This window comes from Pseudomonas cavernae, assembly GCF_003595175.1.
GTDB lineage: Bacteria > Pseudomonadota > Gammaproteobacteria > Pseudomonadales > Pseudomonadaceae > Aquipseudomonas > Aquipseudomonas cavernae.
In genome coordinates this window covers 1,916,629-1,932,999 of sequence record NZ_CP032419.1, presented here as the reverse complement: position 1 = coordinate 1,932,999, position 16,371 = coordinate 1,916,629, and the positions used below count along the sequence as shown (strand labels likewise).

15 protein-coding genes are annotated in these 16,371 nt (G+C 64.4%); 7 read left to right on the top strand and 8 right to left on the bottom strand.

Going from position 1 to position 16,371, the window contains the following annotated elements; translation table 11 throughout:
- Position 1: 1 nt before the first annotated feature.
- The 4 genes from D3880_RS08935 to D3880_RS08920 all read right to left on the bottom strand — a co-directional run bounded on the left by D3880_RS08935 (position 2) and on the right by D3880_RS08920 (position 4,481).
- On the bottom strand, positions 2 to 718 hold the full coding sequence (locus D3880_RS08935) for a response regulator (RefSeq protein WP_119893115.1): 717 nt from the start codon (positions 716 to 718) through the stop codon (positions 2 to 4).
- Positions 719 to 829: 111 nt separating this feature from the next.
- Entirely contained in the window at positions 830 to 1,477 is a 648-nt protein-coding gene (locus D3880_RS08930; RefSeq protein ID WP_119893114.1) for a TetR family transcriptional regulator C-terminal domain-containing protein, read from the bottom strand.
- A gap of 102 nt (positions 1,478 to 1,579) precedes the next feature.
- Complete coding sequence (locus D3880_RS08925) at positions 1,580 to 2,977, bottom strand: APC family permease (protein WP_119893113.1); 1,398 nt, start codon at positions 2,975 to 2,977, stop codon at positions 1,580 to 1,582.
- A 94-nt stretch (positions 2,978 to 3,071) separates the two neighbouring features.
- Positions 3,072 to 4,481: an aminotransferase gene (locus tag D3880_RS08920; protein ID WP_119893112.1), complete on the bottom strand. Its 1,410-nt coding sequence runs from the start codon at positions 4,479 to 4,481 to the stop codon at positions 3,072 to 3,074.
- 149 nt (positions 4,482 to 4,630) lie between these two features.
- Between D3880_RS08920 and D3880_RS08915 the strand changes: the two genes are divergently transcribed.
- Positions 4,631 to 5,488, top strand: a complete 858-nt coding sequence (locus D3880_RS08915) for a helix-turn-helix domain-containing protein (RefSeq protein WP_119893111.1) — start codon at positions 4,631 to 4,633, stop codon at positions 5,486 to 5,488.
- A 192-nt stretch (positions 5,489 to 5,680) separates the two neighbouring features.
- On the opposite strand, the gene cheR is transcribed toward D3880_RS08915, so the two are convergent.
- Complete coding sequence (gene cheR / locus D3880_RS08910; RefSeq protein ID WP_420800851.1) at positions 5,681 to 6,529, bottom strand: protein-glutamate O-methyltransferase CheR; 849 nt, start codon at positions 6,527 to 6,529, stop codon at positions 5,681 to 5,683.
- 23 nt (positions 6,530 to 6,552) lie between these two features.
- Complete coding sequence (locus D3880_RS08905) at positions 6,553 to 7,485, bottom strand: chemotaxis protein CheV (protein ID WP_119893110.1); 933 nt, start codon at positions 7,483 to 7,485, stop codon at positions 6,553 to 6,555.
- Between the two features lie 67 nt (positions 7,486 to 7,552).
- On the opposite strand from D3880_RS08905, the gene flgA reads away from it, so the two are divergent.
- The 4 genes from flgA (at position 7,553) to D3880_RS08885 (ending at position 10,149) form a co-directional block, all read left to right on the top strand.
- On the top strand, positions 7,553 to 8,314 hold the full coding sequence (gene flgA, locus D3880_RS08900) for a flagellar basal body P-ring formation chaperone FlgA (RefSeq protein WP_119893109.1): 762 nt from the start codon (positions 7,553 to 7,555) through the stop codon (positions 8,312 to 8,314).
- Between the two features lie 154 nt (positions 8,315 to 8,468).
- Positions 8,469 to 8,807 (top strand): flagellar biosynthesis anti-sigma factor FlgM, encoded by a 339-nt coding sequence (gene flgM, locus D3880_RS08895; RefSeq protein WP_119893108.1) that lies wholly within the window; start codon positions 8,469 to 8,471, stop codon positions 8,805 to 8,807.
- A gap of 49 nt (positions 8,808 to 8,856) precedes the next feature.
- On the top strand, positions 8,857 to 9,327 hold the full coding sequence (locus D3880_RS08890; protein WP_119893107.1) for a flagella synthesis protein FlgN: 471 nt from the start codon (positions 8,857 to 8,859) through the stop codon (positions 9,325 to 9,327).
- A gap of 84 nt (positions 9,328 to 9,411) precedes the next feature.
- Complete coding sequence (locus tag D3880_RS08885; protein WP_119893106.1) at positions 9,412 to 10,149, top strand: flagellar brake protein; 738 nt, start codon at positions 9,412 to 9,414, stop codon at positions 10,147 to 10,149.
- A gap of 162 nt (positions 10,150 to 10,311) precedes the next feature.
- Here D3880_RS08885 and D3880_RS08880 read toward each other — a convergent pair whose 3' ends face one another.
- On the bottom strand, positions 10,312 to 11,598 hold the full coding sequence (locus D3880_RS08880) for an MFS transporter (protein WP_119893105.1): 1,287 nt from the start codon (positions 11,596 to 11,598) through the stop codon (positions 10,312 to 10,314).
- 309 nt (positions 11,599 to 11,907) lie between these two features.
- Positions 11,908 to 13,149 (bottom strand): glutamine synthetase family protein, encoded by a 1,242-nt coding sequence (locus tag D3880_RS08875; RefSeq protein ID WP_177412195.1) that lies wholly within the window; start codon positions 13,147 to 13,149, stop codon positions 11,908 to 11,910.
- Between the two features lie 310 nt (positions 13,150 to 13,459).
- On the opposite strand from D3880_RS08875, the gene D3880_RS08870 reads away from it, so the two are divergent.
- Both D3880_RS08870 and gcvT read left to right on the top strand, forming a co-directional pair.
- Positions 13,460 to 14,836, top strand: a complete 1,377-nt coding sequence (locus D3880_RS08870) for an L-serine ammonia-lyase (protein ID WP_119893103.1) — start codon at positions 13,460 to 13,462, stop codon at positions 14,834 to 14,836.
- Positions 14,837 to 15,118: 282 nt separating this feature from the next.
- Positions 15,119 to 16,240, top strand: a complete 1,122-nt coding sequence (gene gcvT / locus D3880_RS08865) for a glycine cleavage system aminomethyltransferase GcvT (protein ID WP_119893102.1) — start codon at positions 15,119 to 15,121, stop codon at positions 16,238 to 16,240.
- The last annotated feature ends 131 nt before the right edge of the window (positions 16,241 to 16,371 follow it).

The following is a 16,371-nucleotide window of genomic DNA, read 5'->3' as shown; positions in this document are numbered from 1 at the left end:
ATCAGCCGTCGCCGGCACTGGCGGTGAACAGGTAGCCGGCCCCATGGATGGTGATGATCAACTGCGGCTCGGCCGGATCGTCATGCAGCTTGCGCCGCAGCCGGCCGACCAGCACATCGATGGAACGGTCGTTGGGCAGCCATTCGCGGTTGCGGATCTGGTCCATCAACTGGTCGCGACTGAGGGTGTGCCCGGCGTTACGCAGGAACACACAGAGCAGCTGGTATTCACCGTGGGTCAGCAGGGTTTCGCCGCCAGCGCGGTCGATCAGGCGGCGGCGATCTGTGTCCAGGGTCCAGCCGGCGAACTGCCTCAGCTGCTGTTTCGCCGCGGGGGCGCTCTGGGCTTGGGCATGGCGCACCCGGCGCACCAAATTCTTAGCCCGCGACACCAGCTCGCGGGGATTCAGCGGCTTGATCACGTAGTCGTCCGCCCCGCACTCGAGGCCGACGATACGGTCGACCTCATCGTTGCGGCCGGTGATCAGGATGATGCCGACTTCCGAGCGGACCCGCAGTTCGCGGGTGAGGGTCAGGCCATCCTTGCCCGGCAGGCGGATGTCCAACATGACCAGATCGACCGGGCTGGCCGCCAGGCAGGCTTCGGCCTGCTCGGCGGTGGCGGCGCACTGCACCTCGTAGCCTTCCCGCGCGAGGTAGGCCTGAAGGAGTTCGCGAATCAGCGGATCGTCGTCGACGATCAATACACGTGGAGCCATCGCCTTCGCCCTGGGTTTGCCACCGAACCTGGTTCGGGGCGTGTTTCTTATTAGTCGTGGTGCGCTAGGCAGTGTCTAGCCGCAGCAGAGTATCCGCTGCTGAACAAGCGATCAACAGCTGCCGGTCGCCCGTCGAAAGCGCTGCCTGCCGCCTGCCTGCAGACCATCGACCCAGGCCTCGCAGATCTGCACCCCCTGCTCCGGGGTGAAGGTGCTGGGATTCAACCCTGACTCCAGCCACAGCCCATCGAGCAGCGCGCTCAGGCTGATCGCCGCGAGGTCGGCATCGAAGTCGCTCCAGCCCTCCTCGCCGGCCAGTCCGCCGAGCGCCTGAGCGAGCACGGCGCGGTATTCACCATAGGAATGCTCGTGCGCCTGGTTGATCGCCTCCGCGGTTTTCACCGCGCCCCAGAACGCCAGCCAGGCATCCAGCAGTTGTGGATCGAGCAGTTCGGCGGAAAAGGATGCGCGAAAAAACGCCGACAGCCGCGCCCGCGCGCTGGGAGCCGCCTGGGCAATGGCTTCGCGCAACAGGTTCATCACCCGCCCGGTGATCGCCAGGTAAGCCTCGGCGACCAGCTCGTCCTTGCCCGAGTAATGGTGGCTGATCAGCCCAACCGAAACGCCCGCCTCCGCGCAGATCTTGCGGATCGAGGCGCCCTGAAAACCATGGCGCTTCAGGCAGGCGAGGGTGGCGTCGATCAGGTGCGCCTTGCGCAGCCCTGGCTCCAGACGGGAAAAACGGGCTTCCTGAGTCATCCTGGCGCATCTCCTCTGGCCTGTCGTGTGGCGCGCCCGGGCACCGAGCCTGGGCGAGTCCCTGAACGACTGTACAGGAGGATTGAGGTCCGCGTCTGTTCCTCAAACCAGACCCGCGGCCACCTGCATGCGTTGCTTGCGTTGTTTGCCGACGCGAATCACCCCTTCGCCGACCAGCAGGGCCAGGGCCACGCCGATCAGGATCTTGCCGGCATAGCCCCAGTCCATCGGCTCGCCCGGGGTGACCACGAACAGCACTATGCCCGCCAGCACATGCAGGCCGACTATCGCCGCCCACAGGCAGGCCGCGCGATTGCCCAGCGGTAGGCGGAACGGCCGCGGCCGGTCATCGGTCAGGCGCAGCTTGATGAAGGCCAGGCACATCAGCACGTAAGGCATCATGAAAATCATCGCGAAGATCGACAGCAGGGTCCAGAACAGCTCATCGGCGCTGTCCGCCACCAGACCGTAGACCACCAGCAGCGCCACGCTCACCAGCGAGGCCAGCAGCGCCGAGCCGATCGGCGTCTGGTATTTCGGGTGGACCACGCCGAACAGTGCCGGAAACTCGCCGCCCTTGGCCGCTTCGACAGCGGCGCGGTTGGTGCCCATGCTCCAGGTGACCATGTTGGTGAACAGGGTGAACAGCACGAAGCAGCCGATCAGGTTGGCGAACAACCCGCCCAGGCCATCATGGCCGTACATGTTGAACAGCGAGCCGGCGAAGATCTGGGTGACGTCGGTCTTGTCCTGCGGCACTGCGGCCAGCACGCCGAGGGTTCCGAAGACGTTGAAGACGGCGATGATCACCCCCGAGACCAGCACGGCGCGGGGAATGTCGCGCTTCGGGTTGAGCATTTCCCCCGCGCTGCAGCAGGCCAGTTCGGTGCCCATGATGCCGTAGACCATGATCCCCAGGGCGGCGATCTCGTGCCCGGACGACGGCAGGATGGCCTCCAGGGTGAAGGGGTTGGCGAAGCCCTCGCGCAGGCCGTAGCCGATCCCGCCTATGCCCAGGGCGAGCACGGCGATCAGCTTGAGGATCGCGCCTATGTTCGGCAGCCATTTGCCGATGCGCAGCGCCACCGCGTTGAAGGCCGCCGTGAGCAGGGCCAGGCTGATGCCGATGGAAATCTTCGCCCACAGGCCGAGCTCGGGAAAATAGAACGCACTGAGCATGCCGGCGAAGAGGATATAAACAGAGGGCATCCACAGCGCGTTGTTGACCCAGTACATCCAGGACACCCGCGCGCCCCACTTGAAGCCGAAGGCGGTGCGTACCCAATGGTAGACGCCGCCGTTGTTGGGGAAGGTGGTGCCCAGTTCCGACGTCATCATGGCCATGGGCACGAACAGCAGGATCAGCACATAGGCCCACCAGAACAGGCTGGTGGAGCCGAGCGAAGCGGCCAGCGCAATCTGGTCCATGAACAGCATTGCGGAGACCGTGTACAGGGTTACATCGCGGAACCGCAGGACCTTGTTTTTATTCTCGTCCACAGTGGAAATTCCTCATGTCAGGGCGCGCGAACCTGGGGTTCGCGCCGGATCGGCAGCCAGCACCGGCGCCGGTTGCCAGTGGTCTGCGAAGGGCTTACCAGTGCCCGGCCAGCTTCAGGTCCTCCAGGGTTTCCAGGATGCTCTCGCGCAGCACCTCGACCATGAAATCGACCTGCTCGCGGGTCAGGATCAGCGGCGGCGACATCACGTTCAGGTGCACCATCGGCCGCACCAGCAAGCCGCGCTTCTGCGCCCGCAGATGCACCCACTCGCCGATGTTGAGCGCCTCGGGGAACAGCGCCTTGCTGGTCTGGTCGGCGACGAACTCGACGCAGGCCATGAAACGGCGCCCCCGCACGTCGCCGACTATGGGCAGATCGCGCAAGCTCTGCAGGCGCTCCTCTAAATAGCGACCGACCTCGTCGGCATGCGCCAGGAGGCCCTCGCGCTCGATGATCTCGATGTTCTTCAGCGCCGCGGCGCAGGCCACCGGGTGCCCCGAATAGGTGAAGCCGTGGGTGAAGCAACGGCCCTGCTCGGGTTCGGCGATCACCGCCCAGATCCGCTCGGAGAAGATGCAGGCGCCCAGCGGCTGGTAGCCCGAGGTCAGCCCCTTGGCGGTGGTGATGATGTCCGGTTGCACGCCGAACACCGCCTCGGAGGCGAAGAAATGGCCGAGCCGGCCGAACGAGGTGACCACCTCGTCGGCGATGTAGAGCACGTCATGACGCTGGCAGATTTCCCACATGCGGCGGTGGTAGCCCTCCGGCGGCACTATCACCCCGCCGGAGCCGAATACCGGCTCGGAGATGAAGGCCCCCACCTTGTCGGCGCCCAACTCGAGAATCTTCTGCTCGAACTCGCGGACCAGGGCGTCGAGGAAGTCGGCCTCGCTGAGCCCCGCCGGCGCCCGGTAGTAGTAGGGGCAGCTGAGGTGATGGATGCCGTCCTGGAGGAAATCGAACTCCGCCGGCCGGTCGGCCTGCTTGCCGCCCAGGGACATGCCCAGGTAGGTCGAGCCGTGATAGGCATTGAAACGGGTCAGGATCTGCTTCTTGTCCCGTTTGCCGCGACAGTTCTGGTAGTAGTGCACCAGACGGATCGCGGTATCCACCGCGGTCGAGCCGCCGGTGGTGAGGAACACGTGATCGAGGTCGCCCGGAGCCAGTTCGGCGAGCTTCTTGCTCAGCTCGATGGCGCGCGGGTTGGCCATGTCGCAGAACGGATTGGAATAGGCCAGTTGGCGCGTCTGCTCGGCGATGGCCTGGACCATCTCCTCGCGGCCCAGGCCGACGTTGGTGCACCACATGCCACCCACGGCATCCAGGTAGCGATTGCCGGCGGTGTCGTAGATATAGGCGCCCTCGCCCGCGGCGATGTTCAACGAGCCATTGGCCCGGTGCTCATCGAACACATGGTAGCCGTGCATGTAGTGGGCCTTGTCGGCGGCCACCAGCGCGGCGTCGTCGAAGCTGGCGAAAAGGGTGGGGTCGAATGCTTGCATGGCGTTGCTTTCCTCTCTGGAACCTGCCTTGCAGCCTAAGGAGTGCGCGCGCTCCCCAGCCATACCTCATTTGGGGGTAAGCAATCGCCAGCCGCGCTTGCTGTTATCCTGCAGTCGCAGACCAGACAAGAACAACGAGGTCACCGCCCATGCAAAGCATCTCCCTGGACTCCCTGGGGCGCTGGCACAGTGTACTGGCCAGAGCCCTGGCAGCCAGCCATGGTCCCGAATTGCCGGCCGCGCTGATCGATGCGATCGACAGCCTGGTAAAGGTCGAGTCGGTGATGATCAGCCTGGAGCGCAAGGGGCGCGCCCCTACCTTGCTCTACGAGCGCGGCATTCCCGCCGAGAACCGCCAACAGGTGATCCGCCGCTACTTCTCCCGCGGCTACCTGCTCGACCCCTTCTGCCTAGCGGTGGAAGAGGGGCTGGCCGAAGGTTTCTATTCCCTGGCGGACATCGCCCCCGACGACTTCTTCAGCAGTGAGTACTACAAGGCCTATTACCTGGGGGCCGGTTCGGTGGAGGACTGCTACTTCATCCTCGATGTGGGTGAGCAGGCGAAGATCTCCATCTGCCTCTACAACGGTCTCAGCACCACCCGCTTCAGCGCGGAACAACTGGCCGTCCTGCGTGCCCTCGACCCAATCGTCCGCGAACTGGCCCACCAGTACTGGGGCAACAGCTTCGGCCCCAGCATGGCCGTGGAAGCCGCCGCGCCCGGCACATTCAACCAACAACTCCCCAGCGCCTTCCTGAGCTTCGGCCAGCAGGTGCTGACCGAGCGCGAACAGGAGGTCTGCCGCCTGCTGCTGCGCGGCCACTCGGCCAAGTCCAGCGCCCGGGTGCTGGAGATCTCGCCGGAAACCGTGCGCATGCACCGCAAGAACCTCTACACCAAGCTGGAAATAAGCTCGCAGGCCGAACTGTTCGCCCAATTCATCGACTGGCTGACCCTCTGCCAAACCGCAGCAACTGCACGCGTCCCCGAAAGCCCCCGCTTCTGAAGCGCACATGCACCGTCAGTCTGTGTCAGCCAGTCAGCTAGGATTACTCCTCGGCCGATCCGGCGCAGCCTCATAGCCAGCGCCATGCGGGGCAATATCGATGTGAAGCTGACGCTGGTTTAGCCCGCCACACCCGGCAAGACATGAAAAAGGGAGGCCCATGGCCTCCCCTTCCTGTCAGCAAGATCGTGCTTACTTCACCTTGTAGATGATTCCCGGGCTGCATTGCACCATCTGATAGTGATCGGGCAGGCCATTGAGCGCCTCGGAGGCGCCGAGGAACAGATAGCCGCCGGGTTTCAGGGTGGCGTGAATGCGCTGCAGGATGTCCTTCTTCATTTCCGCGGAGAAGTAGATCAGCACGTTGCGGCAGAACACGATGTCGAACTTGCCCAGCGCCGCGTAGCTGTCCAGCAGGTTGAGCGCGCGGAATTCCACGCGGCTGCGGATGGCCGGTTTGACCGCCCAGCGCCCCGGCGCAGTGCTGTCGAAATAGCGCTGCAAGCGCTCCTGCGACAGCCCCCGACCGATCGCCAGGCTGTCGTATTCGCCGGCCTTGCAGGCCTGCAGCATGGAGCTGGACAGATCGGTGCCGAGAATCTGCGCGCCACCGCGCAACTGCCCGAGGTTGCTGCGCTCGAATTCGTCGATCGCCATCGACAGCGAATAGGGCTCCTGCCCCGACGAGGCGGCCGCCGACCAGATGCGCAGGCGCTGGCTGGGGTTGGCCTTGACCAGCTCCGGCAGCACCCGGCCCTTCAACACCTCGAACGGATAGGTGTCGCGAAACCACAGGGTTTCGTTGGTGGTCATGGCATCCACCACCTGCTCGCGCAAGCCACTGCGTGGCAGCCCCTGCATGCGCTGCACCAGCTCGCCAAGGGTCTTGATGCCGTTTTGCTCCATCAACTTGTTCAGCCGACTGGAAACCAGATACTGCTTATTGCTGCCCAGCAGGATGCCGCAGGCTTTTTCCAGGAAAATCCGGAACTGCTCGAAATCCACATCACCTGAAGACACTAAGGCCGCCTCACCCAACATTTAGATTGCCAAGAGCCAGGCGATCAGCCTGCATCCACTGTCTTGATGCGTTCGACCACTCGCGAAGCCAGGTCATCCGGACGGAACTTGGCGAGGAAGTCATCCGCCCCCACCTTCTTCACCATCGCCTGGTTGAACACACCGGAAAGCGAAGTATGCAGGAGGATATGCAACTTCTGCATGCGCGGATCGTGACGAATTTCCGCGGTCAGGGTATAGCCATCCATCTCCGGCATCTCGATGTCGGAAATCAGCATCAGCAGCTCCTCCTCCGGCCGCTTGCCTGCGTCGACCAGTTGGCGCAGGTAGTCGAGGGCTTCGCGGCCGTCGTTCAGCGCCACCACCTCGACCCCGACCGTCTGCAGGCAGCGCATCACCTGCTTACGCGCCACGGAGGAGTCGTCGACGATCAACACACGCTTGCTGGTGGCCTTGCTCTGGGTTTCCTGATCGATGACGCCAGCGGAGATCACCTCGGAAGTCGGTGCCACTTCGGCGAGGACCTTCTCCACGTCGATGATCTCCACCAACTGCTGATCCAGGCGAGTGACCGCGGTCAGGTAATGCTCGCGGCCGGTGCCCTTGGGCGGCGGCAGGATCTCTTCCCAGTTCATGTTGACGATGCGCTCTACCGAGCGCACCAGGAAGCCCTGCACCTTGGTGTTGTATTCGGTGATGATGACGAAGCTGTTGGCCAGGTCATCCAGCCCGGTCCGGCCGGTGGCCAGCGCCAGATCGAGAATCGGAATGGTGCCGCCACGGATATTCGCCACGCCGCGCACCACCGGGTTGGATTTCGGCATGACGGTGAGTCTCGGACACTGCAGCACCTCCTTCACCTTGAACACGTTGATGCCATACAGCTGTCTGCCATCCAGACGGAACAGCAGCAACTCCAGCCGGTTCTGCCCGACCAGTTGCGTGCGCTGGTTAACCGAGTCCATTACGCCGGCCATGCCCTGCTTCCTCTTTTTAGTGCGCCCTCAACCTGCCAGACGGCACGGGCCTTGCTTTGAAGCCGTTATGAACGTGACAACGACATTTTTTCGACAGCTGATGGCAAAAAGCCACAGATTCTGCCTGACTGTTTTACCTGCACTGCTAGGGTTCGGCTACAGCGCCGCGAGCCACGCCGACACCACCCTGCCTGAGCAACTTATCGGCGTCACCCAGGGTTTTCTTGAGGTGGCCGTCGAAGACTATTTGCAGCGCAGCGCAATCTCGGGCCGCCATGAGATCCAGGTCAACCGTCTCGATCCGCGCCTGCGCCTACCGTTGTGCGACAAGGATTTGACAGCCTCGCTGGAAAGCCCAGCCCAGCCCATCGGCCGAGTCACAGTCCGCGTGCGCTGCGACGGCAGTTCGCCCTGGACCCTATTCGTGCCGGCGCAGGTGCGGTTGTACCGGGATGTACTGATCGTCACCCGCCCGCTCAAGCGCAACGGCATCGTCAGCGAGGCCGACCTGGCGCTGGTCGAGCGCGATGTCGGCCTGCTCAACCAGGGTTATCTGACCGATCAGGGGCAGGCGCTCGGCAAGAAACTGACGCGGCCGCTGCTGCCGGACCAGGTGCTGGCACCGGTGCATCTGCAAATGGCCGAAGCCGTACGCAAGGGCGACCAGGTAGTGATCAGCGCCCGCAGCGGCAGTATCAAGGTGCGCATGGCCGGCGAGGCATTGTCCGATGGGGCGCCTGGCGCACAGATCCGGGTGCGTAACCAGACCTCGCAGCGGGTGATCAAGGCCCTGGTGATCGGCCCGGGGCAGGTCGAAGTGGCGATGTAGTCAGGGTTTTGCTGGCGCAACGCGCTGGCGATTTCCTAAACTGCAGCAATAGCCCGATTTTCGCGACGTAATGCTCATTTTTTTGCCCTAAAGTTTTTTCAAGGACGGCCGACAAGCTAGGCAAGCGTCCAAACACCGTCCGAGGTTTAGCATCATGGTCATCGACTTCAACCGGCCCAACACCGCCGCCCCCAGTAGCACTGGGCGCACCAGCGGCACCCAGGCTGGCGCCCGCAACGAGGCCGTCGGCACCAGCCAAACCGCTCCGGCCCAGGTGTCTGCCGAACAGGCTCAGACCCCGAAAGTCGGCGAGTCTGTGCAACTCAGCCAGGAGGCACAGCAGTTGCAGCAAGTCACCGAAAAACTGAGCGCGCAGCCAGTCGTCGACAAGGAGCGCGTAGAACGCCTGAAGCAGGCGATTGCCGACGGCAGCTACCAAGTCGACAGCCAGCGTGTCGCCAGCAAACTGCTCGATTTTGAATCCCAGCGCTAGTCTCCGGGCTGCGCTGGGGACTCTCGCCGCCTGACGCCCAGAGCCCGCGATGCACGACACTACCCTGCTGCAACTGTTCACCCAGGATATCGACGCGGCCCAGCGCTTACTTGAGCTGATCGATGCCGAATTCGCGGCGCTCGGCGAACGCGACTTGCCGCGCCTGGAAAGCTTGCTAGGCGAGAAACAACCGCTGCTCGCCCAGCTCGCCCAACATGGCAGCGAGCGCAGCCAACTGCTCGCCAGCCTGCAGCTGAGCGCCGATCGCGCCGGCCTTGAGGCCCTGGCCAGCCGCTCCAGTCAAGGCGCCGAACTGCTGGCGCGCAGTGACGAACTCGGTGAGCTGCTGGAAAGCTGCCAGACCGCCAACCTGCGCAACGGCCGGATCATCCGCGCCAATCAGACCTCGGTCAGCAGCGTGCTGGGCATTCTGCGCGGCGGTAGCGACACGCCGGGGCTCTATGACAGCCGTGGCAGCACCGCTAGAATCGCCACGCAGCGCCCGCTCAGCCAGGCCTGAATCCACTCATAAGCAAGGCACAGGGGACATACCGGCACAACGCCAGTATGCTGATGCCGGAGTCAGTTCGGAGATTTGTGGACCGTGTCCAACCCCTTCAACGCGGATAATGGCCCGCAGCCGCCGAAGATTCTCAAGGCGCCCCTGGAAATCTTCGCCAACCTGCGTCAGTTGCAACAGCATCACGATCCGCTGGTGATCACCTTCCATGAGCGCAGTCAGCGCTTTCAGAGCTACCTGATCGAGGTCGACCGCGAGCGCGGCTACCTGGCCTTCGACGAACTGATGCCGAACGATGGAGAGCGTTTTCTCACTAACGGCGAGAGCTTCAAAGTCGAAGGCTTCCATGATGGCGTGCGGATCGCCTGGGAATGCCTGCAGCCGGTGCAGGCCGGCGAGTTCGACGGCCATCGCTGCTACTGGAGCGCCCTGCCCGTCGAGGTCCACTACCATCAGCGCCGCAATGCTTTCCGCGCCCCGCTGAAGCAGACGCAGCTGATCAATATCGAACTGGCCGGGGAAAAACTGAAACCGGCGATCAAGGGGCAACTGCTGGACATCTCCGCCACCGGTTGCAAATTGCGCTTCCCCGGTGACGTCAGCAAGCAACTGCAAGCGGGCCAGGTCTACGAGCAATTCACCGCCCACCTGCCCTTCGGCGCGATGACCACCTCGGTGGAGCTGCGCCATGTGCAATACGAGGAAAAACTCGACCTGAGCTTTGCCGGCATGCGCTTCCACCGCATGAGCGGCCTGGAGCAGCGACAGATCGAGCGTTTCGTCTATCAACTGCAGCGCGAAGCACGCCGCGACGAGCTCTGAACACCGGCGCTGCAGTGAACCAAGTTTGTAGGTTGGGCTGAGCTCCGCGAAGCCCAACAGCGATGCCTGGCCAGGATCGCAGTGGCACGACAAACGCCATGAGCTGGGCTTCGTCGCCGCGCGCCTAAATCCAACAAGAGCAGAAAGAGCCTGAACAGACGCTCAGGTCTTTGCCTCGGCCGACTGCGGCTCCCCCTTCATCTGCTCCTGCACCGTTTGCTCGTCGACCCGCGGATCGAGCGCTGCCACCAGCGGTGAGCTGGTCAGGTTGTCCGGCATGGCCACATGGTGCAGAGGCGCATCCTCGACCTGGTGCAGATGGGTCACCGCATCCGGCCGCACCCGCAAGGCCAGCAGCAAGGCGCACAGGCAGATGAACGCATACAGCATGTTGGCCCCCAGCAGACGCATCAGCCCCCCGCCCAGCAGTGGCCCGATGCAGGCGCCGACGCCGAAGGTGACCAGCAGCATGGCCGTCAGGGAAACCCGCCGCTCGGCCTCGACATGGTCGTTGGAGAAGGCCACGGCCAGCGGATAGAGACAGAACTGCAGCAGGCAGACCAGGAAGCCGACCGCAAACAGCAACGGCAGCGGAACCTGCGGCATTAGCGCCAGCGGCAGCGCGGCCAGGGCTAGCAGGATCGCGCAGCCACGGATCAGGCCGGCACGCTCGCGGCGGTCGGACAACCAGCCCAGCGGCCACTGCACCAGCAGCCCGGCGAGGATGCAGCTACCCATGAACAGGCCGACCTGCTCGGTGCCCAGCCCCTGTTGCGTGGCATAGAGCGGCGCCAAGCCGTAGAAGGCGCCGATGACCAGCCCTGACACCAGCACAGTGGTCAGCGACTGCGGCACCCGCTCGAGGAAGAAACGCGGCTCTAGCGGGGCCGGATGCAGCGGCGCCGGGTGCAGCTTGCGGGTCAGCGCCACCGGTACCAGGCACAGGGCGAAGCACAGCGCCACCAGCATCAACAGCTCCGGGCCGAGCCCCGGATGCAGCACCAGCGCCAGTTGCCCCAGCACCAGCCCGAGGTAGGAAGCGATCATGTAGCCGGAGAACACCTGGCCACGCTGGCTCGCCTCGGCCTGCTCGTTGAGCCAGCTCTCGATCACCATGTACTGGCACATCATGCCCAGACCGACCAGCGCGCGCAGCACCAGCCAGGCCGGCAGCCAGTCGAGCAGACCATGGCCGAGCACCGCGGCGGTAACCACGCCGGCGCAGGCGACATAGGCGCGGATATGCCCGACCCGGGCGATCAGCCGGTGGCCAAGCTTGCCGCCGAGCACCAGGCCGAAGTAGTTGGCCGCCATCAGCGCGCCGACCCACAGGCCATCGACCCGCCCGGCCAGGCGCAGCGCCAGGTAAGTGCTGAGCAGACCGGAACCGATCAGCATCAGCAGGGTAGCGAAATACAGCGCTCTGAAGGATTTCCAGATGACTCGCATGGACTGCTGGGCGCCTCCGTGCCGAATGTTAGTGGCCTGTGTGGCTAGTTCAAATTAGCCAATTTTGGCGTCTGCAGTCGCGAGATCGTAAACAGGCTCTCAGAACCCCAGTCATCAGAACTTGAGTTCAGCAACTAGCCGTACAGACCACTAGCACGACAGCCTGTTAGAGCCTGTTTACGATCTCGCGAGCTAGAGTCAAACAAGGCGAAAACGGCTGAGGAAGCGGAGTTTACGCGTTGTAAATGAGCATTCCGAGGCCGTTTTCAACGCAGTTTGACCGACGCGCAGCAGATCGTAGACAGGTTCTTAGGCCTGGGCGGCGAGGACACGCCGTTCCCAGGGGGTGATTTCATCGAAGAAGCTGGTCAGCTCCAGCGTCTTGGTCGCGATGTAGCCTTCGATGAACTCGCTGCCGAACAGTTCCCGCGCCAACTGGCTGCGCTTCAACCGCTCGATCGCCGCGTGCATGGTGCACGGCAGGCTCAGCTCATCCGGCACCTCGAACACGCCCTGGATCGGCTTACTCGGCTGCAACTCCTGCTCGATCCCGTACAGACCGGCGGCCAGGCTGGCGGCCAAGGCCAGATAGGGATTGGCGTCGGCGCCCGGCAGGCGGTTCTCCACCCGCCGCGCCACCGGCGAGCTGGCCGGAATGCGCAGGCCGGCGGCGCGGTTGTCGTGCGACCAGCAGGCATTGTTCGGCGAAGCGTAGGGGTGGCAGAGGCGCTGGTAGGAATTCACGTTCGGCGCGAACAGCAGCGTGAAGTCGGCCAGCGCCGCCTGCTGACCGCCGATGAAGTGATAGAACGCCGGCGTCGCCTCGCCTGCCGCGTCGCTGAAGATATTCCGCCCGCTGTCCTGTTCCACCACGCTCTGATGGATGTGCATGGAGCTTCCCGGCGTCTTGGCCAGCGGCTTGGCCATGCACACCACGATCAGGCCGTGTTTGAGCGCCACTTCCTTGAGCAGGTGCTTGAACAGGAAGGTCTGGTCTGCCAGCAGCAGCGGGTCGCCGTGCAGCAGGTTGATCTCGAACTGGCTGACGCCCATCTCGTGCATGAAGGTGTCGCGCGGCAGACCGAGCGCCGCCATGCAGCGGTAGACCTCCTCGAAGAACGGTCGCAGTCCGCTGTTGGAAGCGACGCTGAACGCCGAATAACCGGCCTCGCGGCGCCCGTCGAGGCCCAGCGGCGGCTGGAAGGGTTGCTGCGGGTCGCTGTTGGGGGCGAAGACGAAGAACTCCAGCTCGGTCGCCACCACCGGCGCCAAGCCGCGTGCGGCATAGTTGGCGATCACCCGCTTGAGCAGGGCACGGGTCGACAGCCCGGAACTGCGGCCATCCAGTTCATCGGCATCGCAGATGGCCAGGGCGCGCGGGCTGTCGCTCCAGGGCAGGCGGTGGATCTGCGCGGGGTCGGCATTCAGCGCCAGATCGCCGTCATCGCTGCCGTAGAAGCTGGCCGGCGGATAACCGCCCATGATGCATTGCAGTAGCACGCCACGGGCCAATTGCAGGCGCCGCCCCTCGAGGAAGCCTTCGGCGGTCATCACCTTGCCGCGCGGCACACCATTCAGGTCAGGGGTTACACACTCGATTTCATCGATGCCGGACAAGCGTTCGGCGAGCGAACTGCGGCCGTCGGTAGTCATGACTTCTTATCCTTGTAGATACAGATACCGCTCCACATGAGCGACGCGTACAAAATACGCATCGCCCGTTCAAAATATCAAGCAGCGCCCGCAAAGATATCGCGCAGCGCAGCCTGAAGCTGCTGGCGGTCAGGTGTCGCGCGGTGCGGCAGCATCCCGGTCTACGCTGACAGATAAGAGTCACTCGCTCAGCAGAAGCTCCAAGGTTATGGCACTCAGCGTCTTCGACCTGTTCAAAATCGGCATCGGCCCATCCAGCTCGCACACCGTGGGACCGATGCGCGCGGCCGCCCGTTTCGCCCAAGGCTTGCAGGACGACGGCCTGCTCGCCGCCACCACCTGCATCAAGGTCGAGCTGTACGGCTCGCTCGGCGCCACCGGCAAGGGCCATGGCAGCGACAAGGCGGTGCTGCTCGGCCTGCAAGGCGAACAGCCGGATCTGGTCGACACCCAGAGCATCCCCACGCGCCTGGAAGAGTTGCGCAGCAGCGGCCAGCTCAAGCTGCTGGGCATCAAGCCGATCCCGTTCAACGAGAAGGAGCACTTGGCGTTCATCCGCAAGGCGCTGCCCTTCCATCCCAACGGCCTGATCTTCCGCGCCTTCGACCGCGCCGGCCTACAGTTGCGCGGCCGCGAGTACTACTCGGTGGGCGGCGGTTTCGTCGTCGACGAGAATGCCGCCGGCCTCAATCGCATCGTCGAGGACCGCACCGAACTGCCCTACCCCTTCACCTCCGGCAAGCAGTTGCTGGAGCTGTGCGCCAGCCACGACCTGTCGATCAGTCAGCTGATGCGCGAGAACGAGAAGGTCTGGCGCCCGGATGCCGAGACCTCGGCCGGCCTGCAGCGGATCTGGCAAGTGATGCAGGAGTGCGTGGCCAGCGGCTGCCGCAACGAGGGCATCCTGCCCGGCGGGTTGAAGGTCAAACGGCGCGCCGCCGCGCTGTACCGCCAGCTCAGCGAGCACCCGGAGGCCAACCTGCGCGACAACCTGGTGGTGCTCGACTGGGTCAACCTCTACGCCCTGGCGGTCAACGAGGAAAACGCCAACGGCGGCCGGGTGGTCACCGCACCGACCAACGGCGCCGCCGGCATAGTCCCGGCCCTGCTGCACTACTACACGCGCTTCATCCCCGGGGCGAATCTCGACGGCGTCGAGCGCTTCCTGCTCACCGCCGCCGCCATCGGCATCCTCTACAAGGAAAACGCCTCGATCTCCGGCGCCGAGGTCGGCTGTCAGGGCGAGGTCGGTGTGGCCTGCTCGATGGCCGCCGGCGCGCTGTGCGAAGTGCTCGGCGGCACCCCACCGCAGGTGGAGAACGCCGCCGAGATCGGCATGGAGCACAACCTCGGCCTGACCTGCGATCCCATCGGCGGACTGGTCCAGGTGCCGTGCATCGAGCGCAACGCCATGGGCTCGGTGAAGGCGATCAACGCCGCGCGCATGGCCCTGCGCGGCGACGGCAAGCATTACGTGTCGCTCGACAAAGTGATCCGCACCATGCGCCAGACCGGTGCCGACATGAAAAGCAAATACAAGGAAACCGCCCGCGGTGGCTTGGCGGTGAACATCATCGAATGTTGAACAGCACCCTCTCCCCCGCCCCCTCTCCCATGAATGGGCGAGGGGAGTGGCGGCCCGCGGACAGCCCCCTCTCCCGTTTACGGGAGAGGGTTGGGGAGAGGGAAAACGGCCACTCGTTAGAGCCTGTTTACGATCTTGCGAGCTAGAGTCAAACAAGGCGAAAACGGCTGAGGAAGCGGAGTTTACTCGTTGTAAATGAGCATTCCGAAGCCGTTTTCAACGCAGTTTGGCCGACGCACAGCAGATCGTAGACAGGCTCTTACACCTTTACTGGAGCATTAGATGACCACCGAAACCCTCGCCCGCACCCCGCTGCATGCCCTGCACCTCGAACTCGGCGCGCGCATGGTGCCCTTCGCCGGTTACGACATGCCGGTGCAATACCCGCTGGGCGTGCTCAAGGAGCATCAGCACACCCGCGCCCAAGCCGGGCTGTTCGATGTCTCGCACATGGGCCAGATCATCCTGCGCGGGCAGGGGGCGGCCCAGGCCCTGGAAAGCCTGGTGCCAGTGGACATCCTCGAGCTGCCGGCCGGGCTGCAGCGCTATGCCCTGTTCACCGACGGGCACGGCGGCATCCTCGACGACCTGATGGTGGCCAATGCCGGCGACCAGCTGGTCCTGGTGGTCAACGCCGCCTGCAAGGAGCAGGACCTGGCCCACCTGCGCCAGCACATCGGCGAACATTGCGAGGTCGAAAGCCTGTTCAAGACCCGCGCCCTGCTCGCCCTGCAAGGCCCACAGGCGGTCGAGGTGCTGGCCCGCCTGGCGCCGCAGGTGCGCAGCATGACCTTCATGCAGTTCGCCCAGCTTCAGCTGTTGGGTGTCGACTGCTATGTCAGCCGCTCCGGCTACACCGGCGAGGACGGTTTCGAGATTTCCGTGCCGACGGCTCAGGCCGAAGCCCTGGCGCGCCGGCTGCTGGCCGAACCGGAGGTCGAAGCGATCGGCCTCGGCGCCCGTGACTCGCTGCGTCTGGAGGCCGGTCTGTGCCTCTACGGCCATGACATGAGCACGGCGACCACGCCCATCGAAGCCAGCCTCGGCTGGGCCCTGTCCAAGGCGCGCCGCAGCGATGGCACACGCGCCGGCGGCTTCCCCGGCGCCGAGCGGATCTTCGCCCAGCAACGCGATGGCGTGGCGCGCAAACGCGTCGGCCTGCTGCCGCAGGAGCGCACGCCGGTGCGCGAGGGTGCACAAATCATCAATGCCGACGGCCATGCGATCGGCCAGGTGTGCAGTGGCGGCTTCGGCCCGAGCCTCGGCGCGCCGCTGGCCATGGGTTATCTCTCGAGCGACCAGGCAACCCTGGGCAACGAGGTCTGGGCCCTGGTGCGTGGCAAGCGGGTGGCCATGCACGTCGCCAAAACGCCGTTCGTGCCGCAACGCTATTACCGCGGCTGAAGCGGCGCACCCGGCGGGCCACGCCCAGCAGCGTTCCGCCCGTGGAACGCTGCGAGCGAATCGCCGCGACTACCCGCCGGCAGACCGTTTCTCTATCGTATCGCCCAGCTTCCCGCCCACCGGCGAGCGAA